We start from the raw sequence: 22,265 nt of genomic DNA, 5'->3' as shown, positions 1-22,265 counted from the left end.
CTACGTGTCGTCTCAGGGGCTGCAATCGGCTGTTCTCAGGGGGTGAGAACAGCGCCGGGCCGCGGCGACCACGGCGGCGTTGGCGTCCTCGTCGCCGACGGTGATCCGCACGCCCTCATCGGGGAACACGCGCACGCCGATGCGGGCGAGCGTGCACTGCCGCAGGAACTCCCGGCTCCCGTTCCCGAACGGCAGCCAGACGAAGTTGGTCCCGGACGCCGGCACCTCCAGGCCCGCCGCGCGCAGCTCCGCGACGAGCCGGTCTCGCGAGGCGGTGAGCCGCCGTACCCGACGCACTGTCAGCTCCGGCTCGTCCAGGGTCGCCAGCGCGGCGGCGAGCGCGGGCGCGCTCAGCGTGAACGGCAGCGCCACGCGCCGGGCGGCGTCGAGCACCGCGGGGTCGGCCACGCAGTAGCCGGCCCGCAGACCGGCGAGGGCATAAGCCTTGGAGAAGGTCCGCAGTACGGCGACGTTCGGATACGACCGCTGAAGCCGCACCCCGTCGTCGGTTCCGCCCGCCGGCACGAACTCGCGGTACGCCTCGTCCACGACGATCAGCACGTCCTTCGGAACGGCCGCGACGAAGGCGGCCAGGGCGCCCGGCGGCAGCACGGTCGAGGTCGGGTTGTTGGGATTGCACACGAGGACCACGCGCACGTCGGGCGTCAGCGCCGCCGCGACCGCGGACAGGTCGGGCGCCGCGTCGCGCAGCGGCACTTCCAGCGGGGTCGCGCCCGCGGCGGCGACCAGGATCGGGTAGGCCTCGTAGGAGCGCCACGCGTAGGCGACCCGGTCCCCGGGGCCGGCGAACGCGCGCACCAGCTGTTCCAGTACGGCGATGGAGCCGCCGCCGGCGAGTACCTGTTCCGGGCGGACCCCCAGGTGGCCGGCGAGGCGCGTCTCGAGTTCGGCGGGCCGCAGCGGCGGGTAGCGGTGGGCGGCACCGGCACTGGCCGCGATCGCGGCCCGCACCGCGGCCGACGGCGGAAACGGCGACTCGTTGGAACCCAGCCGGTGCGTCGGTTCGTCCCCGACCCGGCCACCGCCATAGACGGGCAGACGCAGAACTCCCGCACGGGGGCGCGGCGTCATACGGCCACCACCCCACCGGGGTGCAGGCCGCCACAGGCGAACGCCCCGTCGGGGGGCAGGCTGTGGCCGGCAGGCGCCTCGTCGGGTGCGGGTACCTCGCCGGGGAGCGGGCGGTCGCAGGCGCTTACCTCGTCGGGGAGCATGCCGTGACGGGAGGGCATCTCGTCGGGGAGCATGCCGTGGCGGGCGAGGGCCCCACCGGGGAGCATGCCGTCGGAGGTGCGTACCTCGTCGGGGAGCATGCCATGGCGGGCGGGTACCTCGTCGGGGTGCAGGCCGTGGCGGGCGGGCGCATCGTCGGGTGCGGGTACCTTGCCGGGGAGCGGGCCGTCGGAGGTGCGTACCTCGCCGGGGAGCAGGCCATGACGGGAGGGCATCTCGTCGGGGAGCAGGCCATGGCGGGCGAGCACCCCACCGGGAAGCAGGCCATGGCGGGCGGGCTCCTCGTCGGGTGCAGGTACCTCGTCGGGGAGCATGCCGTGGCGGGCGACGGCCCCACCGGGGAGCAGGCCGTCGCGGGCAGGCACCGCGACTGGTCGGCTGCGGGGGACGTCCGTTCCGGTCGTCGCGCCGGGGTCCGCGCACCGGGGGCGCGGACCCCGGCCGCGGCCGGACGGGTTCTGGCCGCGGCGGCGGGCACGCCGCTCCCCGGCGGCCCGGACCGTCCGCGCGCGTCCGTCGGACGCCTCCCGCAGCCGGACGGCGACTCCGCGTCCACTCCCGAGCGCGCTCACGCCAGGACCTTCGACAGGAAGGTACGGGTGCGCTCGTGGCGCGGATCGCCCAGCACCGCGGCGGGTGGACCGCTCTCCACGAGCACGCCGTCGGACATGAAGTGCGCGACGTCGGCGACCTCGCGCGCGAAGGCCATCTCATGGGTCACGACGATCATGGTCATGCCGCCCTCCGCCAGGCCGCGCATCACGTCCAGCACCTCGCCGACGAGCTCCGGGTCCAGCGCCGAGGTGGGCTCGTCGAACAGCATCAGCGCCGGACGCATGGCCAGGGCACGGGCTATCGCCACGCGCTGCTGCTGCCCGCCCGACAACTGGCCCGGATAGTGCCGCGCCTTGTCGGCCAGACCCACCCGTTCCAGCAGATGATGCGCCTCGTCCAGCACGTCCCGCCGGCGCGCGCCCTTGACGGTGACCGGGCCTTCCAGCACGTTCTCCAGCGCGGTGCGGTGCGGGAAGAGGTTGAACTGCTGGAACACCATGCCGATCCGCGCCCGGCGGCGCGCCACCTCACGATCGTTCAGTTCGTGCAGCCGATGACCGACGCGGCGGTATCCGACGAGGTCCCCGTCGACCCACATGCGCCCGGCGTCGAGCTTCTCCAGGTGGTTGATGCAGCGCAGGAACGTGCTCTTGCCCGAGCCGGAGGGACCGAGCAGGCAGGCGACCTCCCCTCGGGCGACCCGCATGCTCACCCCGCGCAGCACTTCGACATGACCGAACGACTTGTGCACGTCACTGGCTTCGAACATCGGCTCACTCATGACGCGCTCCGCAGTGACGTGGTGGCTTCGACGGGGGCGGCGGGCCGAGCGCGCAGCAGCCGCGACGGCCGGGTCCGGCGCGAGGCGGTGACCCGGAAGCCGCGCCCGAAGTGCCGTTCGACGTAGTACTGCGCGACGGAGAGCACCGCGGTGATCGTCAGGTACCACAACGCCGCGACGATCAGCAGGGGAATGGTCTGGAAGGTGCGGGAGTAGATCAGCGACGCGGAGGTGAGCAGTTCGGCGTAGCCGATCACCAGCACCAGCGAGGTGTACTTCAGCATGCCGATCGTCTCGTTGCCGGTCGGAGGGATGATCACCCGCATGGCCTGGGGCAGCACGACGCGGCGCATCACCTGGCCCCGGCTCATGCCGATCGCCTGCCCCGCCTCGGTCTGGCCGCGCGGCACGGCGAGGATGCCGGAGCGGACGATCTCGCTCATGTACGCGCCCTCGTTGAGGCCGAGGCCCAGGGTGGCCGCGAGGAACGGCGTGATCAGGCTGTTGGTGCCGGCCGAGGCCAGCTCCGGCCCGAACGGGATCCCGATCGAGATCCGGGGCAGCAGCGCGGAGAGGTAGAACCAGAACAGCAGTTGCACCAGCAGCGGTGTCCCGCGGAAGAACCACGAGTACAGCCAGGCCACCTTGGACAGGACGGGGTTGGGGGAGAGCCGCCCGATCGCGACCACGATCCCGATCACCAGCCCCATCACCATGGCGATGCCGGTGAGTTCGAGCGTGCGGGCGACGCCGGTGAGGATCGGCTCGGAGAACAGGTACTGCCACACCACCGGCCACTCGAGCCGCTCGTTCGTGACGAGCAGGTGCAGGGCCATCGCGGCGAGCACGGCGAGGGTCAGCAGGGCGAGCCAGCGCCCCGGATGGCGGGCCGGTACGACCGGGTCGCTCTCCTGCCCGGCCGGCTTGGCCTCGACGGTGGGGGCGGGGCTGCTCATGACGTCACCCCGTTGATGGGGAAGCTGTCCAGAGTGCCCGTCTCCTGGCCGTACTTGGCCAGGATCTTCCGGTAGGTGCCGTCCCGCGCCAGCCGCTCCAGTGCCTTGGCGAAGGCCTGCTCGAGTGCCGTGTCGCCCTTGCGGAAGACGATGCCGAAGCTGCCGCTCTCGTACGGCGGGAGCATCGTGAACGCGCTGGTCTGCCGGGCCACGTAGCCGCCCGCGGTCGAGTCGATCAGGGCCGCGTCGGCCCGTCCGCTCTGGAGGGCGAGCACCATCTGGTTCTGCCCGGGGAAGATGGAGATCTCCGGCGCGGGCCTGCCGTTCGCCCGGCACTTCTTGATCTGGTCCTGACCGTCCTGGACCTCGGTCGTCCCCTTGTCGATGGCCACCTTCAGACCGCACAGGTCGTCGAGGGCGGCCACCTTGTGGGGGTTGTCCTTGGGCAGCATGATGCCGCCGCCGGCCTTGAGGTAGTCGACGAAGTCGACCTGCTTCTGCCGCTCGACGGTGTCGGACATCGCCGACATCGCCAGGTCGTAGCGCTCGGCGGTCAGGCCGGGGATGATCGCGTCGAACGCGGTGTTGTGGAAGACCAGCTTGACGCCCAGCAACTTCTCGAATTCGTCCGCGAGTTCACGGTCGACGCCCTGCACCGTGGTGTTGTCGGCCGCGTAGGACTCGAACGGCGGGTATTCGATGTTGCTGGCGACGTCGAGGGTCGTCTTTCCGGCCGCCGCGTTCCGCATGAGCGCGTGCAGCGGCGCGTTCGTGGCGGCGGCGTGGTCCGGTGGTGCTTTCGTGGCGGAGCCGCAGGCGGCCAGCAGGCAGGCGCCGGCGGTGGCCAGGACGAGCGCGGTACAGGACGCGCCCCGACGGCGGGAAAGAGGCATGGACGGCTCCTGTCGAAGTCCTCGGCGCGCAGTCCCGTGCCGCGGTGAAGCGGCTGGGACGGCGCGGGCCCTGTCGGCCGGCCACCGGTTTGCGCTCCGATGCGCGGGGTGCGCGGGACGGCGGCTCGGTGCCTGGAAGCTAGGGCGGCGACCGGCAGGCGCCAACGAGCCGTTCTCAGCGGGCGAGAATCCGCCATCGGCCGAAACGGATGACCACGTGGGGGACGAGGGACTTTCGGGATCCTGGCAGGGACTGTTCGGCCTCAGCGGCACGGCGGCGCGTGCGGTGGACTGGAGGCGACAGGAAGGGCGCCGAGTGATGAGACGACGCAGCGTGGGCGAGCTGATGAGCCCCACCGCCGTGAGTGTGCGACCGGGTACGGCGTTCAAGGAGATCGCACGCGTTCTCGACGAGTACGACATCACCGCCGTCCCGGTGGTCGATGACGAGGACCGGCCGATCGGAGTGGTGTCCGAGGCGGACCTGCTCCGCAAGCAGACCCGCGGAGGCGTCGGGAGGAACGCGGGGGAGCTGATGACGAGCCCCGCCGTCGTCGCGGAGCCCGGCTGGCACGCCGTGCGTGCCGCGCGGACGATGGAGCGGCACAAGGTCAAGCGCCTGCCGGTGGTGGACGGCGACGGCCGGCTGATCGGCGTGGTCAGCCGCAGCGACCTGGTGCGGCTGTTCCTGCGCCGGGACCGCGAGATCCAGCAGGAGATCCTGGAGGACGTCATCGTACGGACGCTGGGCCTGCGGCCTTCGGCGCTCGCGGTCGAGGTCGCCGAGGGCCGGGTCGTACTCAGCGGCACGGTGGAGCACAGGAGTCTGATCCCGGTCACCGTGCGGCTGTGCGACAGCGTCGACGGCGTGGTGGAGGTGGTGAACCGGCTCGGCTTCGACCGGGACGACACCGTGGACCCTCCCGCCGTACGCGGCGGTTCGGCTCGTGCGGAGGCGCGCGTGCGCGCGGCGCCGGGCGGTGGGCACGGCCTGTCGTCGGTGCTGTCACCGCCCCGGCTCCGCTTCGGACGCCGCTGGTGAGCCGCCGGTAGTCACACGTCCAGGATCAGGCGTTCACCCAGGCACCGCGAAACGCAGATCATCATGGTCTCGCCCGCGGCGCGCTCCCCTTCGCCGAGCACTCGGTCACGGTGGTCCGGCTCGCCCCCGAGAACCGCCGTCTCGCAGGTCCCGCAGACGCCTTCCCGGCAGGAGCTGAGGGTCCGCACGCCCGCCTGCGACAGCGCGTCGAGGATCGACTGGCGGGCACCCACGGTGATCTCGCGGCCGTCGCGGGTTTGCACCGTGAACGGCCGGTCGCCCTCGCGGCGCGCGCCGCCGGGATCGGCGGTGAAGTGCTCCACGGTGAGCCGGGTCCCGGGTCGGGTCCTGGCGTAGTCCTCGACGGCAGTGAGCAGTCCGGGCGGACCGCACGCGTACACGCCGGCGTCCGCCGCTCCCAGTTTGTCGAGCTCCGCCGTGATGTCGGCGACGCCCGACGCGTCGTCGCGGTGGAGCCGCACCCTGTCCCCGTACCGGGCGAGCTCCGCGGTGAACGCCATGGAGGCGGCGGCCCGCCCCAGATACAGCAGCGTCCAGTCCTTGCCCGCCGCGTCGAGCGCGGCCGCCATCGGCAGCAGCGGCGTGATCCCGATTCCTCCCGCGACGAGCACGCAGCGGTCTGCTCCGAGGTCCAGCGGGAAGGTGTTGCGGGGGGTGCTCACCAGCAGGGTGTCCCCGGCACGGACACGGTCGTGCAGGTGGACCGAGCCGCCGCGCCCGCCGGGTTCGCGCAGCACCGCGATCCGCCAGCGTGCCTCGTCCGGAGCCGACGACAGGGAGTACTGCCGGATCAGATCGCGGGAGAGCACGACGTCGATATGGGCCCCCGGCGTCCACCGAGGCAGGGCCCGGCCGTCGCGCGCCCCCAGGACGAGGGAGACGACTCCCGCCGCTTCCGTCGTCACCTCCTCGACCGTGACGGTCACGAACTGCTGCGCCGACATGGCTCCTCCGTCTCCGACTCGGCCTGTGCGGGGCGCGTTTCGAGGCGCCCCGATCGCCGCATCGTGCGGAGCGCGGCCGGTACGCGGCAACGGCCTTTCTCAGCAGGCGATAACAGCCGTGTCCCGGACGCCCGCCGCCGAACTACCGTTCCTGCGCGGCGCCCGGCACGAGGCGGCGCGGCCCGGCGCCCGTCGCCCGGCACGCCCGCTCACACCTCCGGCCCGCAACTTGACCACCACCCGCGCCCACCCGAGGGGGCCTGATGACCAGCATCGCCGCCGACGGAGTCGTCGCATCCATCCCGGACGACCCCTACGACGACGCCAACCTGACCGACCCCTACCCGCTGTTCGACCGCATGCGCGAGGCGGGACCGGCGGTCTGGCTGGAGCGGTACGGCGTCCACGCCTTCACCCGCTTCGAGCAGTGCCGGCAGATCCTCGCCGACCACGAGACGTTCATCTCCGGCGCCGGGGTCGGTCCGCGCAACTATCACCAGGAGCCGCCGTGGCGCCCCGCGGGCATCCTCGACTCCGACCCGCCCGCGCACACCCCGCTGCGCACCACGATGGCCGGAGTGATCTCCCCCCGCAACATCCGGGTGCTGCGCGCCGCGTTCCAGGAGTTCGCCGTGCACCTCGTGGACCGGGTCCTGGAACAGCGCGAGTTCGACGCCATCACCGAACTGGCCGAGCTGTTCCCGATCGAGGTGTTCGGCAACGCGGTCGGCATACCCCGCGCAGGGCGAGCGGAGAACCTGTTGCCGCACGGTGCCATGAACTTCTCCGCGTTCGGCCCCGAAGACGCCCGCTACGCACGGTACTTCGCCGCCGGCGAGGGGACCGTCGAGTGGGTGATGAGCAACTGCGCCCGCGAGAACCTGACCCCGGACGGCCTCGGCGCCAAGATCTGGGAGTACGCCGACCAGGGCGTGATCACCCCGGACGAGGCGACCCGGCTGGTGCGCGCCCTGTTGTCGGCGGGCCTGGACACGACCGTACTGGCCATCGGCAACACCATGAAATGCCTGGCCACCCACCCCTCTGAGTGGGCGGCCCTGCACGAGAGCCCCGCGCTGGCCCGGTTCGCCGTCGACGAGGCGCTGCGCTTCGAGTCGCCCTTCCAGTCCTTCTTCCGCACCACCTCCCGCGAGGCGGCGTTCCACGGGGTGCCCCTTGCCGAGGACACGAAGATCGCGCTGTTCATGGGCGCGGCCAACCGCGATCCGCGCCGGTTCGGGGACGACGCGGGCGAGTACCGGATCGAGCGGGACGCCTCCGGGCACCTGGCGTTCGGCATCGGCATCCACCAGTGCGTGGGCCAGCCGATCTCCCGGCTGGAGATGGACGTCCTGTTCAGCGAACTGGCCCGGCGGGTGCGGACGGTGGAACTCGTGGGTGAGCCGGTGCCGTTCCTGCACAACACACTGCGGGGCTGGACGCACCTGCCGGTCCGGGTCACCCCGGCCTGAGGAGCCGCGGGGGACCGTCCGGCGGGTGCCCGCGGCCGGCGTTCACCCGATGGGCAGCGGCGCGGCCCGGTGCTCCAGCAGCTCGCCGAGTTGTCGGCCGGCCGCCCGCAGCCGGTTTTGGGCGTGCCGGCGCCACGCCGAGCCGCACCGGTTCTCGGGCCCGGCCACGGTCAGCGCGCACAGCACCTCGCCCCCCGCCACGACGGGCACCGCCACCGCCACCGCGCCCTCGCTCAACTCGCCCCTGGTGACCAGGAAACCGCTCTGGCGGACCCGGTCGATCTCGGTGGCCAGCTGGGCGCGTCCCAGGGTGCGGGCGGTGATGCCGCGCAGCGGCTGCTCCAGCACGTGGTCGATCACGGCACGCGGCGCATGGGCCAGCAGCAGGCGCTGGCCCGCTCCCGCGTAGAGCGGCAGCAACTGGTTGATCCGGAACGCCATCCGGATCGGGTGGGGCGACTGGGTCTGCCGCAGGCACATGGCCCGTGTGCCGACCCGCACGGTCAGCACGGCCGTCTCGCCCGTCGCGTCCGTCAGTTCCTGGAGCAGCCCGTGGCCCAGCTCGACCAGGCGGGTGTGGGTCAGGTGCTGACCGGAGATCTCCAGCAGCCGCCAGCCGGGAGCGTAGGTGCCCGCGCGCTCCTCCACCAGGTCCAGCTCGCGCAGGGTGCGCAGATACCGGTAGACGGTGCTCACCGGGATCCCGGCGTCGGCGGCGATCTTCTCGACCCGGGCCTCACCCGACTCGGCCACGCTGATCAGCACGTTGAGGCCGCGCTGGAACGAGACGCCCGGGGACACCCCGGACCGGCCCGCACCACCCGCGTCGCCCGCACCGCAAGGGACCACTCTTGTCATGAAGCCCTCCTCGGCCTGCCCATGGGGCGTCAGCGGTCGCCGTGCGGAGCGACGGGGGCGTCAGCGTAAACGATCGTCCCCGCCTCGCACGAGACCTCGACCGTGCCGTATCGCGGGCTCTCGCGCACACCTCGTTCTCGCCCCGTGAGAACGCCTCTCGCCGTGCCGCGAACCCCGTGCCCGCACTGCGCCGACCGCTCCCGCAGGGGCCGCGGCCGACGCTTCGGCGGCCACCCCGCCGGCCGGACCGCCGTGGACACCGGAGCCGTGGACACCGGAAGGTGAGCGTGCCGTTCGGGCGATCCCGTCCCGGTCAGCGAGCGAGGCCGCCCAACGCGGCCAGCAGCCGGTCGACGTCGTCGGCGCAGCTGTACGGCGCGAGCCCGACCCGTACGCCGCCCTCGTCGCCCAGACCGAGGAGGCTCACGGCCTCCACCGCGTAGAAGGAACCGGCGGGGGCGTCGACCGCGCACTCGGCCAGGTGCCGGGAGACGTCGGCCGGGCGCAGTCCCGCCACGGTGAACAGCAGGGTCGGGGTGCGCCGCGCGGCACGTGAGTGCACGGTGATCCCGCCGAGGCCCGCCAGCCCCTGCTCGATCCGCGTACGCAGGGCGTCCTCGTGGGACTCCAGCGCCGCGAAGGAGGCGACCAGCCGGTCCCGGCGGCTGCCCCGCGCGTCCGGAACCAGGTCCGCGAGGAAGTCCACCGCGGCGCGGGCGCCGGCCAGCAGCTCGTACGGCAGGGTGCCCAGCTCGAAACGCTCGGGGACGTCGTCGCTGGAGGGCAGCAGCTTGTCCGGGCGCAGGGTCCGGAGGAACTCGGGCCGGGCGGCCAGCACTCCCAGGTGCGGGCCGAGGAACTTGTACGGCGAGCACACCAGCGTGTCCGCGCCCAGCCGCGCCAGGTCCACGGTCGCGTGCGCGGCGTAGTGCACCGCGTCCACGTGCAGCAGCGCGCCGACGCCGTGCGCCAGCGCCGCGACGGCCGCGACGTCGGGACGGGTGCCGATCAGGTTGGACGCCGCGGTGACCGCGACCAGCCGGGTGCGCGGGGAGAGCACCGCCTGGACGTGCTCGGGACGCAGTTCCCCGGTGGCCGGGTCGAAGTCCGCCCAGCGCACGGTCGCGCCGGCCGCCCGGGCCGCCTGGACCCAGGGCCGGATGTTGGAGTCGTGGTCCAGACGGGTGACGACCACCTCGTCGCCCGGTCCCCAGGTCTTGGCGAGCGTCCGGGACAGGTCGTACGCCAACTGGGTGGCGCTGCGGCCGAACACGACGCCCCGCGGGTCGGCGCCGAGCAGGTCGGCCAGCGCGCCGCGGGCCTGGCTGACGAGGTCGTCCGCGTTGCGTTCGCCCTCGGTGGTCCGGCCCCGGTTGGCCAGCGGGCGGGCGAGTGCTTCCCCGATGGCGTCGATGACCGGCTGGGGTGTCTGGGTGCCGCCGGGTGAGTCGAAGCGTGCGGAGCCGGATTTCAGGGCGGGTATCCGCGCGCGGATCGCGGCGACGTCGAGGGCCATGTGAACTCCTGGTGGGCTCGGGTGACTTCGGGCGGGCGTCAGACGACGCGATCCTTGGGCCGGGGCCGCATGTACGTGGTGCGGCTGGGCCGCACCCCGAGCCGCACCTGCGACTGCAGCCACATGATCGCGGCTCCCGTGGGATCGACGACGGGGACGAAGACGCCGTCCCGGGCCAGCCGTTCCTGCAGTGCGGCGGCGACGCCCAGCATGCCGGTGCAGCCGAGCACGATGACGTCCGCCTCCCGGGCGGCCACGGCGGCCCGCGCCTGTCCGGTCAGGGCGTCCAGCAGGGCGTCCCCGGTGTCCAGGTCGAGCACCGGGATGTCCACCGCGCGGATGGACCCGACCCGCTGCGTCAGGCCGTAGCGGCGCACCAGGCCGTGCAGCATGGGCAGCACGTTCGGCAGGACGGTGATCACGCCCTTGCGCTCGCCGAGGGCCAGCGAGGTGAGGACGGCGGGCTCGACCGCGCGGCGTGCACGCCCGGGTCGCCGAAGCAGCTGACGAACACCGCGTCGGCCCCGTCCTCGGCGGCCTCACGCACGGCGTCGAGGATGCCGGGGCCTGCCAGCGCCTCGTCGTACTCGGACTCGATGGAGGCCGTTCCGCGTGCGATGCGCCGCACCTCGACCTCCGTGCCGGGCGCGATCCAGGCGCCCACCTCCTTGCGGACCTCCTCGGTGAAGGCGTCGGTGATGACGGGGAGTACGACCGTGAGCTTCACAGCACCTCCAGGGGCGGCAGGACGGCGTGCCGCTCAGCCTCCCGAGACACGGACGGCGGCGACAAGGTGCCACCTGCCCGGTCGAGTGCGCGGGACTGTGCAGGACGCACGGTCGCTGGGGCGCCGGATCCCATGGCCGGAAAGCGCGCTGTGCAGAGCGCACCGTCCGGCCACGTGGACGGTGCCACTTGCACGATGACCGGCCCCGGCGGGCCCCCTAGCCTCCTCCCAACCGCTTGCTCGTTCGCTCTCCCCCTTCCCAGCGGCCCCGCTCCTCCGCCCTCCTGGAGTCCCCATGGCGTCCTCCGCAGATCACGACGATCACGCGCTCGCCCGCGTTCCCCAGGCGTCCCGTTTCCACTGGTTCTCGGTGGCCACGCAGCGATTCGGCCAGCTCAGCACCCTCGCCAGCTTCCTCATCGGCGCCGCCCTGGGCTTCGGCATGACCTTCTGGAACGCCGTACTCGCCATCACCCTCGGCGCCGTGATCCTCGAGGTCCTGACCATCTTCACCGGCATCGCCGGCCAGCGTGAGGGACTGTCCACCTCGCTGCTGGCCCGGTGGACCGGCTTCGGCGCGACGGGCTCCTCGCTCATCGGGCTGGCCATCAGCGTCAGCGCCGTCGGCTGGTTCGGCATCCAGAACGCCGTCTCCGCCGACGGCCTGGTGAGACTCGTCGGCGGACTGCCCTCCTGGGCATGGGCCCTCATCGTGGGCCTGGTGATCACCGCCGTCGTCGTCCGCGGTGTCGGCTCGATGGCCTGGGCCGCCTACGTCACCGTCCCCGCGTTCCTGGTGATGTCCGGCTGGTCCATCGCGGTGGAGCTGTCCCGGCACGACCTGGGCGCGCTGACCTCCGCGCAGCCGGCCGGGCCGCCCCTGTCGCTGCTGCAGGGCACCACGCTCGTGGCGGGTGGCTTCATCGTGGGCGCGGTGATCACCCCGGACATGAGCCGGTTCAACCGCAGCTCCGGCGACGTCATCAAGCAGACCGTCGTCGGCATCACGCTGGGCGAGTACGTGATCGGCCTGATCGGCGTACTGCTCGCGCTCGCGCTGCGCACCAACGACGTGATAGCCATCGTGACCTCGACGTCCGGCTTCCTGGGCACCCTGATCATCGTCGCGGCCACCATCAAGGTGAACGACTGGAACCTGTACGCCGCCTCGCTCGGCGTGGTCAACTTCGCCGACCGCGCCTTCGGACGGCGCCTGAACCGCGCCGTCGTCACCGTGGTCGTCGGCGTCGCCGGCTCCGTGCTCGGCGCCGCCGGCGTACTCGACGGATTCACCGGCTTCCTGAACCTGCTGGGTGTGCTCTTCCCACCGGTCGCCGGGATCATGGTCGCCGAGTACTTCGTCGCCCGCACCTGGCGGCCCCTGCTGGACGAGACCCGCCCGGCCGGCACCCTGCCGGACAGCGCGCCCGCCTGGGTGCCCGCCGGACTCATCGCCTGGGTGGTGGCCGCGGTCGTGGGGAAGTACGTCGACTGGGGACTGCCCTCGATCAACTCGGTGGTCGTCGCCTTCGCCCTCTACCTCGGCGCCGCGCGGCTCGGCCTCGTCCGGGGCGTGGGGACCGCGCCCACGCACCAAGGCGGCCCGTCGGCCGCGCCCGCGGTCCAGGCCGCCCCGGCCACGGAACAGCCGTCCGCCTGACGACACAGGGCCCGGCGACGATCCGGGCCCGGCAGGCCGCGCGAAAGCCGACGGCAGGCCGTACGAAAGCGTCAGGCCACCAGACACAAGAAAGGACACCCCACATGCTCCGACTGGGCATCGACGTGGGCGGCACCAACACGGACGCCGTCCTCATCGACGGCGATCGGGTGCTGGGCGCCGTGAAGGCGTCCACGACGGCCGACGTCACCGGCGGCATCGTCGCCGCCATCGGCGACCTGCGGCAGGCGACGGGCTTCGACCCGGGAGCCGTCGACGCGGTGATGATCGGCACCACCCACTTCATCAACGCGCTGGTGGAGGGCGAGCGCCTGGCACCGGTGGCCGCCATCCGGTTCGGCCTTCCGGCCACCCGCGCCCTGCCGCCCCTCGTCGACTGGCCCGAGCGGCTGGTGACGGCGATCGGTGGACACAGCCACCTGTGCCAGGGCGGCCACGAGTACGACGGCAGCCCGATCGCGCCGTTCGACGAGGCCGAGTTCCGCGCCGTCCTGGACAAGGCCGTCGAGGCCGGAGCCACCTCCTTCGCCCTGTCGTCGGTGTTCTCACCGGTCAACGCCGAGTTCGAGACGCGCGCCGCGCAGATCATCGCCGAGCAGCTGCCCGGCGCTCCGGTCAGCCTCTCGCACGAGATCGGGCGCATGGGCCTGCTCGGCCGCGAGAACGCCACCGTCGTCAACGCCGCGCTGCGCGATCTCGCCGACCAGGTGGCGACCGGGCTGAGCCGCACCGTCGCCGACGCCGGCATCAGCGCTCCGGTGTTCCTCAGCCAGAACGACGGCACCCTCATGGACGTCGACTACGCCCGCCGCTATCCGGTGGCGACCTTCGCCTCAGGCCCCACCAACTCCATGCGCGGCGCCGCGTTCCTGTCCCGGCTGCCCTCCTGCGCCGTCGTCGACATCGGCGGCACCACCAGCGACGTCGGCGTGCTCCAGCACGGGTTCCCGCGCGAGGCGTCCACCGACGTGACCGTGGCGGGCGTGCAGACCAACTTCCGCATGCCGGACGTGCTGTCCATCGGCATCGGCGGCGGCAGCCACGTCGTGGACCGGGCCGACGCGGTGACCGTCGGCCCCGCCAGTGTCGGCTACCGGCTCACCGAGCAGGCTCTCGTCTTCGGCGGCACCCGCCTGACCGCCACCGACATCGCCGTGGCCGGCGGACGCGCCGAGGTCGGTGACGCCTCCCTGGTGGCCCATCTGGACCGGTCGCTGGTGGACGCCGCGCTGGCGGTGATCGACGACCGGCTCGCCGAGGTCGTCGACCGGATGCGGGCCTCCGCCGATCCGGTGCCCGTGGTCGCCGTCGGCGGCGGCAGCATCCTGGTGCCCGAAGACCTGGCGGGCGCCTCCCGGGTGGTCCGGCCGGACCACTTCGCCGTCGCCAACGCCATCGGCGCGGCGATCGCCCAGGTCGGCGGCGAGGTCGACCGCGTCTACTCCGTCGTACCGCAGCAGCGCGACGCGGTGCTCGACGAGGCCCGCCAGGAGGCCGTCGACCGCGCCGTCGCGGCGGGCGCCCGACCGGGATCCGTCGAGATCGTCGACATCGAGGAAGTACCACTGGCCTACCTGCCGGGCAACGCGACCCGCATCCGGGTCAAGGCCGTCGGAGAGCTGAGCCTGGGAGGCCACGATGCGTGAGATCACCGCCGACAACCTGTCCGATCTGGCCCGCGGCGCGGCCGTCCTCGGCACCGGCGGAGGAGGAGACCCGTTCGTCGGCCGGCTGCTCGCCCAGCAGGCGCTGAAGCGGCACGGACCGGTGACCCTGCTCGACGTCGACGAGATCGACGACGACGCCCTGGTGATCCCCACCGCCTTCATGGGCGCGCCCACCGTCATGCTGGAGAAGCTGCCCGCCGGGGACGAGATCCTCGGTGCGATGCGCGCCGTCGAGGAACTCCTCGGCCGGCCCGCGACCCACACGGTGTCCATCGAGGCCGGCGGACTGAACTCGATGACCCCGTTCGTGGCCGCGGCCGAGGCCGGCATACCGCTGATCGACGCCGACGGCATGGGCCGTGCCTTCCCCGAACTCCAGATGTTGCTGCCGACCCTCGGCGGGGTGCAGGCCTCCCCGATGGCCCTGTCCGACGAGCGCGGCAACGCGATCACCATGCGGACCAGCGACAACGCCTGGGCCGAACGGCTGGCCCGCGCCGCCACCGTCGAGATGGGATGCAGCGCGGCCGTCAGCCTCTACGTGCTCACCGGACGACAGGTGAAGGACCACATGGTGCCCGGCACCCTGACCCTGTGCGAGAAGGTCGGCCGGGCCATCCGGCAGGCCCGCGAGGGGCACGACGACCCGGTGGCGGCCGCCGCCACCGCCCTGGGCGGGCACCTGGTGTTCACCGGAAAGGTCACCGACGTCCGGCGTGGCACCAGCGGCGGCTTCGCCCGGGGCGCCGCACGGCTCGCCGGGCTCGCCGAGGACGGCGGGTCGACGATGGAGCTGTCCTTCCAGAACGAGAACCTGGTCGCCACCCGCGACGGCGACGTCGTGGTGAGCGTCCCCGACCTGATCTGCGTCCTGGACACCGACACGGGGGAGCCGGTGACCACCGAGACCCTCCGCTACGGGTTGCGGGTCAGCGTGCTCGGCGTGCCGTGCGACCCGCGCTGGCGCACTCCCGCGGGACTCGCGCTGGCAGGCCCCGCCTACTTCGGCTACGAGCACGCCTACGAGCCGCTGCCGGCCGCCGAAGTGTGATGATCGAGGCGTGACATACCGGGCTGTCGACTCCGCTGCCCCCGCCGCGACGCTGTCGGCGGGGCGAGTGGCCGCCCTGGCCGCCGGGGCCACCCTGCTCGGCTCCGGCGGCGGCGGCGAGGTGGCCATGGGCGCGCTGCTGCTGCGCCGGCGGCTGGCCGAGGCGCCGGTCGCGCTGGTGCCGGCGGCACAGCTGCCGCCGAGGACCCTGGTGGTGCACGTGGGGCTGGCAGGTGCGCCGGACGTGGTCGCCGAACGGCTCGTCAACCCCGACGACTTCGCCCCCGCCGTGCGTGCCGCGGCCGGCGAGGCGGGGGCGCCGGCCGGCGCGGTGGGCGTCATCGAGGTCGGCGGCGCGTTGGGGCGGGTGAGACCGGCCCGCGCGTCGTGGACGCCGGCGCGCCCGTGAATGTTCAGCGGCCGCGCCGGTGGAGCTCCAGGTCCGCCACCACGGGGCGGTGGTCGGACGCCTCCGTGGCGATCTCTCGGGCGCCGGTCACGGTGATGTCGGGGGAGACGGTCACGAAGTCGATGCGCTTTTCCGGACGGACGGCCGGGTACGTCCCGCCGCCGCCCGGGTCGGCGTCCCTGAGCCGCTGCCACAGCGGTGCCAACTCCGGAGCGTTCGCCTCGGTGTTGAAGTCCCCGACCAGGATCTTCGGGCCGCGGTCGGCGGCGAGTACGTCGAGCATGTCCGCGACCTGGGCCCTGCGGACGGACGGATCGGCCCGGTAGTCCAGGTGGGTGTCGTAGACGTGCACGTGCGATCCCCTGACGTTGAGCGTCACCTCGGCGAAGCCGGGCGCCGGGGCCGGCACCGGATCGGGCGTCTGGGTGGAGAGCCGGGTGATCTCGTGGTTCTCGGCCTCGAGCACCGGGTGGCGACTCAGCACGGCGACGCCGAACCGGCGGCGGTCCGCGCCCGGGGTGGCCGGGTCCATGTCGTAGATCGGTGCGAAGAACACCCGCATGCCCAGCTTCTCCGCCAGCGCCCGGGCCTCGTCGGCGAAGTCGCTGCGGGCGCCCCAGTGGACGTCGACCTCCTGGAGGCCGACCACGTCGGCGTGCAGATCACGTATCGCCCGTGCGGTGCGGTCGAGGTCGAAGACCTCGTCCTCGCCGGCCCCGGCGTGGATGTTGTAGGTCGCCACCCGCAGCGGCACCGCGGGTGCGCGGGACCCGGCGGTGCCGGCGTCCGCGGCCGTCGCCGGTGCCGCCATGGCGAGCGCGGCGGTGGCGGCGAGTACGGCGGCGAGGCCGCGCCGGACAGGACGTCGGAACCTGGGCTTCATGCCGTCGATCCCTTCACCGTCTTCTTGGAGAGTCACACAACAGCCGTTGTGATGAGTGCGGTTGACGATGCCGCCCACGTCGAGCCCGTCTCCGGCGTGTCCCTGACGGGGATTCAGCGCCGCGGCGGGCCGTGTTCCGTCGTGGCACAGCACGGAGAACTGAAGGGGTTCACGTCAGACGTCAGACGTCATATGATCCGCGTCGACGGCAGACGCCCTGCCGTTTCGAGCGATAGGACAGCGATGTCTCACTTCCGGCGAAGGCTCCGATGGGGAGCAGGTCTGGTGGGGCTCTCCACCGTCGTGGCACTGGCGGGCGGCGTGCCCGCGACCGCGGCCACCAAGCAGGCACCGGACTTCGATGCCACGCCCCCTCAGGCCGGCAAGCCCTTCTACGCGGAGCAGCAACTCGCGGCCAATGGCGAGGGCTTCCCGAACTACCGCATCCCGGCGCTGGCCGTCACCAACCGCGGTGACATCCTCGCCGCCTACGACGGCCGGCCCACCGCGATCGACGCCCCCGGCCCCAACTCCATCCTGCAGCGTCGCTCCACCGACGACGGCGCCACGTGGGGGGAGCAGACGATCGTCCACGGGGGCAAGCGGGTGGCGCCCATCGAGGGCTACTCAGACCCCAGTTACCTCGTCGACCGCTCCACCGGCGACATCTTCAACTTCCACGTGAAGTCGTTCGACCAGGGCTTCGGCGGGTCCCGGCCCGGCGTCGACCCCCAGGACCGCAACGTGCTCCACGCCGAGGTCAGCGTCTCCCACGACGACGGCCGCACCTGGCAGCACGAGGTCATCACCTCGGACGTCACCGCCGACCTCGGCTGGCGCTCCCGGTTCGCCGCGTCGGGCCAGGGCATCCAGCTGAAGTACGGCAAGTACGCCGGGCGGCTGCTCCAGCAGTACACGATCATCAACGGCGCCGGTGTCTTCCAGGCCGTGTCCGTGTACTCCGACGACCAAGGAAAGACCTGGAAGGCCGGCGAACCGGTCGGCTCGGGCATGGACGAGAACAAGACCGTGGAGCTCTCCGACGGCCGCGTCATGCTCAACTCCCGCGACTCCGGCCGCTCCGGCTACCGCAAGGTCGCGATCTCCGACGACGGCGGCGTCACCTACGGCAAGGTGACCGTCGACCGGGAGCTGCCCGACCCGGCGAACAACGCCTCCATCGTCCGCGCCTTCCCCAACGCGCCGCAGGGGTCGGACCGCGCCAAGGTGCTGCTGTTCTCCAACGCGGGCTCCAGCAGCCAACGGGCCAACGGCACCGTCCGGATGAGCTTCGACGACGGCGAGACGTGGCCGGTCGCCCGGGTCTTCCAGCCGGACGGCATGGCCTACTCGACCCTGGCGACCCTGCCCGACGGCAACGTCGGCCTGCTCTACGAGCCCGACGGCGGAAACGGCGGCATCCGCTTCGCCCGGTTCAACCTCGCCTGGCTCCAAGGCGTCGCCGCGCCGCTCACGGCCGAGAACCTCACGGTCGAACGCGGCGGCACAGCGGCCTTCGCGCTCACGGTGGCGAACCAGAGCGGGTCGGCCCTCCAGGTGAAGGACCTCACCCTCGGGGTGCCGGCGGGCTGGACGTACGAACTGACGCCGCCGGACCAGCTCCTCCCCGGCTCCTCCAAGACCGTCACCGTCGACCTGACCGTTCCCGAGGACGCGACCGGGGGCACCTACCCCGTGACCGCCACGCTCACGGACGCCAAGGGGCGCACCTCCCGGGGTTCCTTCACCGTCGCGGTGCCGAAGACGGCCGACGAGAACACACCGGGCCGCATCCAGGTGACCGGCGGCACGCTCACCAACCCGCGGAACGACGGCTACCAGGCCGGTGACAGGCTGGTCTTCACCTACACCGTCACCAACCTGTCCGACGCGGCCACCACGGTGGTGCCGAGCGGGAACCTCAAGGACCTCGACCCGGCGGCCGACTCACGCAACTGCCGGTGGCGCGGCCTCGCGGCGCACGCCTCCTACACGTGCGCCTTCCCGTACCACGTCGTCTCACAGGAGGACCTGGACGCCGGGCACTTCACACCGGTGACCGAGTGGACCTCGACCTCGGACGACACCGTCACCGTGGTCGGGCACACCGGCGAGCGCGTGGAACTGGGCTGACCCGCCCCCTCGTCGAACCGCCTCGCGGGAGAACTCCCGCGAGGCGGTGGGTCATTCCTGTCCGGGGACGGCCATCTCGCCCAGCAGCGACCAGTCGTCCTGCGCCAGGGTCGTGTTGACGATCCGCGGCGTCTCGGCGAGGTGGGGCGGCAGGGTCCGCTGCGCGGCCCTGAAGTGTTCCGACTGCACGTGGGCCGCCCCCGCCTCGTCGTCGCGGAAGGCCTCGACCAGGACGTACTCCGTCGGGTCCTCGACGCTGCGGGACCAGTCGAACCACAGGCAGCCCGGCTCGGCGCGGGTGGCCGCGGTGAACTCGGCGGCGATCTGCGACCACTGGTCGGCGTACTCGGGGCGGACACGGAACTTGGCGGTGATGAAGATCATCGGTCTCCCTCATTGGTTCTCTGCGCGCAGCCGCGCCGCCCGCTGCCCGGTCCCGCGCGCGAACGGCGCCACAGGGGTGCGGTGGATCGGCTGAACACGGCCGTAGCCGTGACAGGTCGGACACGGCAGGCTGTGAAGATCGTAGCCGACGGGGAACACACCGCCCGGGGGTGCGGCGGTGCGCCGCCGCAAGGGGGAGGGGACGGAACCGGATGGGGATCGCACTGCTGGTGGCGTTGGCCGCCGTCGTGGCCGCGGCCGTCGTCACGGGCCTGGTAGGGGCCGGGCGACGCGAGGCACAGGCGGAGAGGACCCGACTCGCCGAGGAGGCGCGGCGGCAGGCGCGCCGGTCGCTGGACGCGGTGTGGGCGATGGACGACCGGCAGTTCGAGGAGTACGTCGCCGAACTGTGCCGCCGGGACGGCTGCACCGACGTCCGGCGGGTCGGCGGCGCCGGCGATCTGGGCGCGGACGTGACCGGCCGGCTGCCCGACGGCCGCCGCCTCGTCGTCCAGTGCAAGCGGTACGCCAAGCACCGCACCGTCGGCAGCCGTGACCTCCAGACCTTCAACGGCACCGCACGAGCCGAGCACCGAGCCGACGTCCCGGTCTTCGTCGCCTCCTGCGTCTTCACCCGGCCGGCCCGCGAGTTCGCGGCCCGGCACCGACTGTGCCTCGTCGACGTCGATCTGCTCGGCTTCTGGAACGGCGGCACCGCGTTGACCTCGTTCCTGGACCTGGACATCGGCCGGTCCGGAACCAACCGCCGGCTGCGCCCGGACCACGACTGACGGGATCCGCGTGCGCCGTGCGTGGACGGGACACCGGCGGGATGCCCCGTCCGCGCGCGGCACACGGGGCATCCCCCGTCCGGTCAGGCGGCGGAGTCGGTGCCTTCTCCGCCCTCCCCGCGCGGGAGCCGGCGAAGCCGCAGCACGGCCACCGCCGCCGTACCGGCGCCGGCCAGGGCCACCACCAGCAGGAGAACCCGGTCCGAGACGGCCTCGCCGAGCCGCCTCGCGCCGCTCTCCCAGGCCGCCTCGGTGTCGATGTCGAGGAGGGAGGGCAGCGCCGAGGTGCCGTCGAAGAGCAGGAACACGACGCCCAGCAGGACGAAGAGGATCCCGCCGGCCAGCGAGGTGGTGTGCACGGTCAGCGGTCCCCACCGCAGCGCGCGCCCCCGCAGCCAGCGCCGGCGCCCGAGGTCCCAGCGGTCCCACAGCAACGCCAGGACGAACAGCGGAACGGCCATGCCCAGCGCGTAGACGGCCAGCAGGAGCCCGCCGTGCAGCGGGCTGCCGTCGAGCGCCGCGACGGTGAGGATGCCGCCGAGGATGGGACCGGCGCAGAAGCCCGCCAGCCCGTAGACGGCGCCCAGGGCGAAGACGGAGACGGCGGACCCGGTCCTGCGGGTGCCCGCCGCCTGCTGAAGCCGGTGGGAGCCGAAGCCGAGGCCCAGGATCTGCGCCAGTCCCAGTGCGATCATCGTCCAGCCGCCGAGCAGGACCAGCAGCTCGCGGTGCCCGTAGAACAGGCGGCTGGCGAAGGAGCCGGCCACGCCGAGCGGCACCAGCGTGGTGCACAGCCCTGTGTAGAAGACGGCGGTACGCAGCGACAGTCGGGTGCGGCCGGTGAAGGAGTAGGCGAAGAACGCCGGCAGCAGCAGCGCACTGCACGGGCTGAGCAGTGCCAGCAGGCCGCCGAGGAAGGCGGTCGCGGCGGTGATCCCGCTCATCGCCCGGCTTCCTTCGCGGCCTTCTCGACGGCGGCGGTGAACGTGCTCAGCGGCTGCGCGCCGAGGATGGGTGTGGAGTTGACGAGGAAGGCGGGCGTGCTGGACACCCCCAGCGCGTATCCCTCCTCCTGGTCCCTGCTCACCGACACCTCGGCGGCCTGGGACTTCAGGTCGGCCTCGAAGCGGTCGAGGTCGGCGACGCCCGCCTCGCGGGCCATCTCGCGAAGCCGGGAGGAGGAGAAGGCGCCCTTGTTACGCGGGCGCTCCTTGGCATAGGCGACGTCGTGGAACTGCCAGAACCGCCCCTGCTGTCCAGCGGCCCAGGAGGCGCGGGCGACGCGTTCCGATTCGGCGCCGAACACGGGGAAGTTCCGCCACTCGATGCGCAGCAGGCCCTTGTCCACGTACGACCGGACGAGTTCCGGCTTGGTCTCCCGCGCGAACTTGCCGCAGAAGGGGCACTGGAAGTCCTCGTAGGCGATCAGTACGACGGGTGCGTCGGCGCGGCCCAGGGCCAGCGGGTCCTTCTGGTCCCTGCGGGCCAGGGCGAGCAGCGACTTCTGCTGTTCGTCGGGGGTGGCTCCGGCTTCGGACGGCGAGACGGCGGCGGACGGCGAGACGGCGGCGGCCGGCCGGTCCCGGGACACGGAGTCCCCGGAACCGCCGCCGAGAGCGGCGGCCGCGGCGACGGCGGCCGCCGCACCGCCGCCCACGGCGATCCAGGTCAGACGGCGACGGTGGGCACGAGGGGAGGAAGGCATGGGGCACCTCCGAAAGTGAAGTGTGCGAAGAAGAGGGGCGTAAAGGGGAAGGACAGGGCTCAGGCGACGGGCCGCACGGGGCAGGCCGCCTCGGTGGCCAGGCGCCGCAGCGCGGCCTCGGCCAGCAGGACGAGGGCGAGCACCGCGACCGCGGGTTGCAGGGGCGCCCAGTAACTCAGCGCGCCGGAGGCCCCCAGCAGAAGCAGGGCCGCCTTGTTGCAGACGGGGCAGCCGACCGCGAGGAAGGACAGCACCGCACCGGCCGACCCGAGTGAACGCCCGGTCGCGTCGTCACGGCCCGCGACGGGCCCGGTGCGCACGTAGGTGGCGAGTACCACGGCCGACAGCACGGCGGTGAGGAGCAGCATCGGGTAGTTCCACCACACCGGCGGCACCGAGCGGGAGAACAGCGGGGTCGGGACGAGGGCGGTGGGCACGCCCAGGACGAGGACCGCCAACGGCGTGGCCGCCGCGACAGCGGCCCAGCGGCGTCGGGGCCAGCAGCGCAGGGCGGCCCACGCCGCACGGGGGGAGCGGGACAT

21 protein-coding genes and 1 pseudogene are annotated in these 22,265 nt (G+C 72.9%); 8 read left to right on the top strand and 14 right to left on the bottom strand.

Annotated elements, in window-relative coordinates; genetic code table 11:
* Positions 1 to 12: 12 nt before the first annotated feature.
* From ACIQFZ_RS10580 to ACIQFZ_RS10560, 5 genes are read right to left on the bottom strand one after another with little or no spacing between them, the layout of a single operon-like run.
* Entirely contained in the window at positions 13 to 1,092 is a 1,080-nt protein-coding gene (locus tag ACIQFZ_RS10580; protein WP_383058348.1) for a histidinol-phosphate transaminase, read from the bottom strand.
* Positions 1,089 to 1,826 (bottom strand): hypothetical protein, encoded by a 738-nt coding sequence (locus tag ACIQFZ_RS10575; protein ID WP_402691056.1) that lies wholly within the window; start codon positions 1,824 to 1,826, stop codon positions 1,089 to 1,091. Before ACIQFZ_RS10575 ends, ACIQFZ_RS10580 begins: the two co-directional genes overlap by 4 nt.
* A complete protein-coding gene (locus ACIQFZ_RS10570) occupies positions 1,823 to 2,578 on the bottom strand; it encodes an amino acid ABC transporter ATP-binding protein (protein ID WP_383058400.1) in 756 nt (251 codons plus the stop codon). The genes ACIQFZ_RS10575 and ACIQFZ_RS10570 overlap by 4 nt, the downstream gene beginning before the upstream one ends.
* 8 nt (positions 2,579 to 2,586) lie before the next feature.
* The gene (locus ACIQFZ_RS10565; RefSeq protein WP_376651470.1) at positions 2,587 to 3,546 is read right to left on the bottom strand and encodes an amino acid ABC transporter permease; all 960 of its coding nucleotides are present in this window, start codon (positions 3,544 to 3,546) and stop codon (positions 2,587 to 2,589) included.
* Entirely contained in the window at positions 3,543 to 4,439 is an 897-nt protein-coding gene (locus ACIQFZ_RS10560; protein WP_365418633.1) for an ABC transporter substrate-binding protein, read from the bottom strand. Before ACIQFZ_RS10560 ends, ACIQFZ_RS10565 begins: the two co-directional genes overlap by 4 nt.
* A gap of 319 nt (positions 4,440 to 4,758) precedes the next feature.
* Between ACIQFZ_RS10560 and ACIQFZ_RS10555 the strand changes: the two genes are divergently transcribed.
* Entirely contained in the window at positions 4,759 to 5,481 is a 723-nt protein-coding gene (locus ACIQFZ_RS10555; protein ID WP_365418636.1) for a CBS domain-containing protein, read from the top strand.
* Between the two features lie 11 nt (positions 5,482 to 5,492).
* On the opposite strand, the gene ACIQFZ_RS10550 is transcribed toward ACIQFZ_RS10555, so the two are convergent.
* A complete protein-coding gene (locus ACIQFZ_RS10550) occupies positions 5,493 to 6,446 on the bottom strand; it encodes a PDR/VanB family oxidoreductase (RefSeq protein ID WP_402691055.1) in 954 nt (317 codons plus the stop codon).
* A 263-nt stretch (positions 6,447 to 6,709) separates the two neighbouring features.
* On the opposite strand from ACIQFZ_RS10550, the gene ACIQFZ_RS10545 reads away from it, so the two are divergent.
* A complete protein-coding gene (locus ACIQFZ_RS10545; protein ID WP_402691054.1) occupies positions 6,710 to 7,918 on the top strand; it encodes a cytochrome P450 in 1,209 nt (402 codons plus the stop codon).
* Between the two features lie 42 nt (positions 7,919 to 7,960).
* On the opposite strand, the gene ACIQFZ_RS10540 is transcribed toward ACIQFZ_RS10545, so the two are convergent.
* The 3 genes and pseudogenes from ACIQFZ_RS10540 to ACIQFZ_RS10530 all read right to left on the bottom strand — a co-directional run bounded on the left by ACIQFZ_RS10540 (position 7,961) and on the right by ACIQFZ_RS10530 (position 10,956).
* The gene (locus ACIQFZ_RS10540) at positions 7,961 to 8,776 is read right to left on the bottom strand and encodes an IclR family transcriptional regulator C-terminal domain-containing protein (RefSeq protein ID WP_365418644.1); all 816 of its coding nucleotides are present in this window, start codon (positions 8,774 to 8,776) and stop codon (positions 7,961 to 7,963) included.
* Positions 8,777 to 9,089: 313 nt separating this feature from the next.
* Positions 9,090 to 10,292 (bottom strand): cysteine desulfurase-like protein, encoded by a 1,203-nt coding sequence (locus tag ACIQFZ_RS10535; protein WP_365775095.1) that lies wholly within the window; start codon positions 10,290 to 10,292, stop codon positions 9,090 to 9,092.
* A 38-nt stretch (positions 10,293 to 10,330) separates the two neighbouring features.
* Positions 10,331 to 10,956: pseudogene (locus tag ACIQFZ_RS10530) on the bottom strand (aspartate/glutamate racemase family protein).
* Positions 10,957 to 11,314: 358 nt separating this feature from the next.
* Here ACIQFZ_RS10530 and ACIQFZ_RS10525 point away from each other — a divergent pair.
* The 4 genes from ACIQFZ_RS10525 to ACIQFZ_RS10510 all read left to right on the top strand — a co-directional run bounded on the left by ACIQFZ_RS10525 (position 11,315) and on the right by ACIQFZ_RS10510 (position 15,827).
* The gene (locus tag ACIQFZ_RS10525) at positions 11,315 to 12,679 is read left to right on the top strand and encodes a purine-cytosine permease family protein (RefSeq protein ID WP_402691053.1); all 1,365 of its coding nucleotides are present in this window, start codon (positions 11,315 to 11,317) and stop codon (positions 12,677 to 12,679) included.
* 104 nt (positions 12,680 to 12,783) lie between these two features.
* On the top strand, positions 12,784 to 14,346 hold the full coding sequence (locus ACIQFZ_RS10520; protein ID WP_365775098.1) for a hydantoinase/oxoprolinase family protein: 1,563 nt from the start codon (positions 12,784 to 12,786) through the stop codon (positions 14,344 to 14,346).
* Positions 14,339 to 15,418 carry a DUF917 domain-containing protein gene (locus ACIQFZ_RS10515; protein WP_383058338.1) on the top strand — a complete coding sequence of 360 codons (1,080 nt, stop codon included), beginning with the start codon at positions 14,339 to 14,341 and terminating at the stop codon, positions 15,416 to 15,418. Before ACIQFZ_RS10520 ends, ACIQFZ_RS10515 begins: the two co-directional genes overlap by 8 nt.
* A 10-nt stretch (positions 15,419 to 15,428) precedes the next feature.
* Positions 15,429 to 15,827 (top strand): DUF917 family protein, encoded by a 399-nt coding sequence (locus ACIQFZ_RS10510; protein ID WP_402691052.1) that lies wholly within the window; start codon positions 15,429 to 15,431, stop codon positions 15,825 to 15,827.
* Between the two features lie 4 nt (positions 15,828 to 15,831).
* Here the strand turns inward: ACIQFZ_RS10510 and ACIQFZ_RS10505 are convergent, their stop codons facing one another.
* On the bottom strand, positions 15,832 to 16,710 hold the full coding sequence (locus ACIQFZ_RS10505; RefSeq protein WP_383058335.1) for an endonuclease/exonuclease/phosphatase family protein: 879 nt from the start codon (positions 16,708 to 16,710) through the stop codon (positions 15,832 to 15,834).
* Between the two features lie 285 nt (positions 16,711 to 16,995).
* On the opposite strand from ACIQFZ_RS10505, the gene ACIQFZ_RS10500 reads away from it, so the two are divergent.
* Positions 16,996 to 18,843, top strand: coding sequence for an exo-alpha-sialidase (locus ACIQFZ_RS10500; RefSeq protein WP_365418656.1), 1,848 nt, complete (start codon positions 16,996 to 16,998; stop codon positions 18,841 to 18,843).
* Between the two features lie 51 nt (positions 18,844 to 18,894).
* On the opposite strand, the gene ACIQFZ_RS10495 is transcribed toward ACIQFZ_RS10500, so the two are convergent.
* Positions 18,895 to 19,227 (bottom strand): putative quinol monooxygenase, encoded by a 333-nt coding sequence (locus ACIQFZ_RS10495; RefSeq protein WP_402691051.1) that lies wholly within the window; start codon positions 19,225 to 19,227, stop codon positions 18,895 to 18,897.
* A 212-nt stretch (positions 19,228 to 19,439) separates the two neighbouring features.
* Here ACIQFZ_RS10495 and ACIQFZ_RS10490 point away from each other — a divergent pair, with 212 nt between their 5' ends.
* Complete coding sequence (locus ACIQFZ_RS10490; protein ID WP_402691050.1) at positions 19,440 to 20,018, top strand: restriction endonuclease; 579 nt, start codon at positions 19,440 to 19,442, stop codon at positions 20,016 to 20,018.
* A gap of 83 nt (positions 20,019 to 20,101) precedes the next feature.
* Here the strand turns inward: ACIQFZ_RS10490 and ACIQFZ_RS10485 are convergent, their stop codons facing one another.
* The 3 genes from ACIQFZ_RS10485 to ACIQFZ_RS10475 are packed head-to-tail and all read right to left on the bottom strand — an operon-like array spanning position 20,102 to position 22,265.
* Entirely contained in the window at positions 20,102 to 20,962 is an 861-nt protein-coding gene (locus ACIQFZ_RS10485; RefSeq protein ID WP_383058332.1) for a cytochrome c biogenesis CcdA family protein, read from the bottom strand.
* Positions 20,959 to 21,723 carry a DsbA family protein gene (locus ACIQFZ_RS10480; RefSeq protein ID WP_365418666.1) on the bottom strand — a complete coding sequence of 255 codons (765 nt, stop codon included), beginning with the start codon at positions 21,721 to 21,723 and terminating at the stop codon, positions 20,959 to 20,961. Before ACIQFZ_RS10480 ends, ACIQFZ_RS10485 begins: the two co-directional genes overlap by 4 nt.
* A 59-nt stretch (positions 21,724 to 21,782) precedes the next feature.
* Positions 21,783 to 22,265 (bottom strand): hypothetical protein, encoded by a 483-nt coding sequence (locus ACIQFZ_RS10475; protein WP_365418669.1) that lies wholly within the window; start codon positions 22,263 to 22,265, stop codon positions 21,783 to 21,785.

It is taken from the genome of Streptomyces sp. NPDC093064, from assembly GCF_044754605.1.
Lineage (GTDB): Bacteria > Actinomycetota > Actinomycetes > Streptomycetales > Streptomycetaceae > Streptomyces.
The sequence above is the reverse complement of the archived record's forward strand: the minus strand, read 5'-3'. Positions and strand labels throughout refer to the sequence as shown.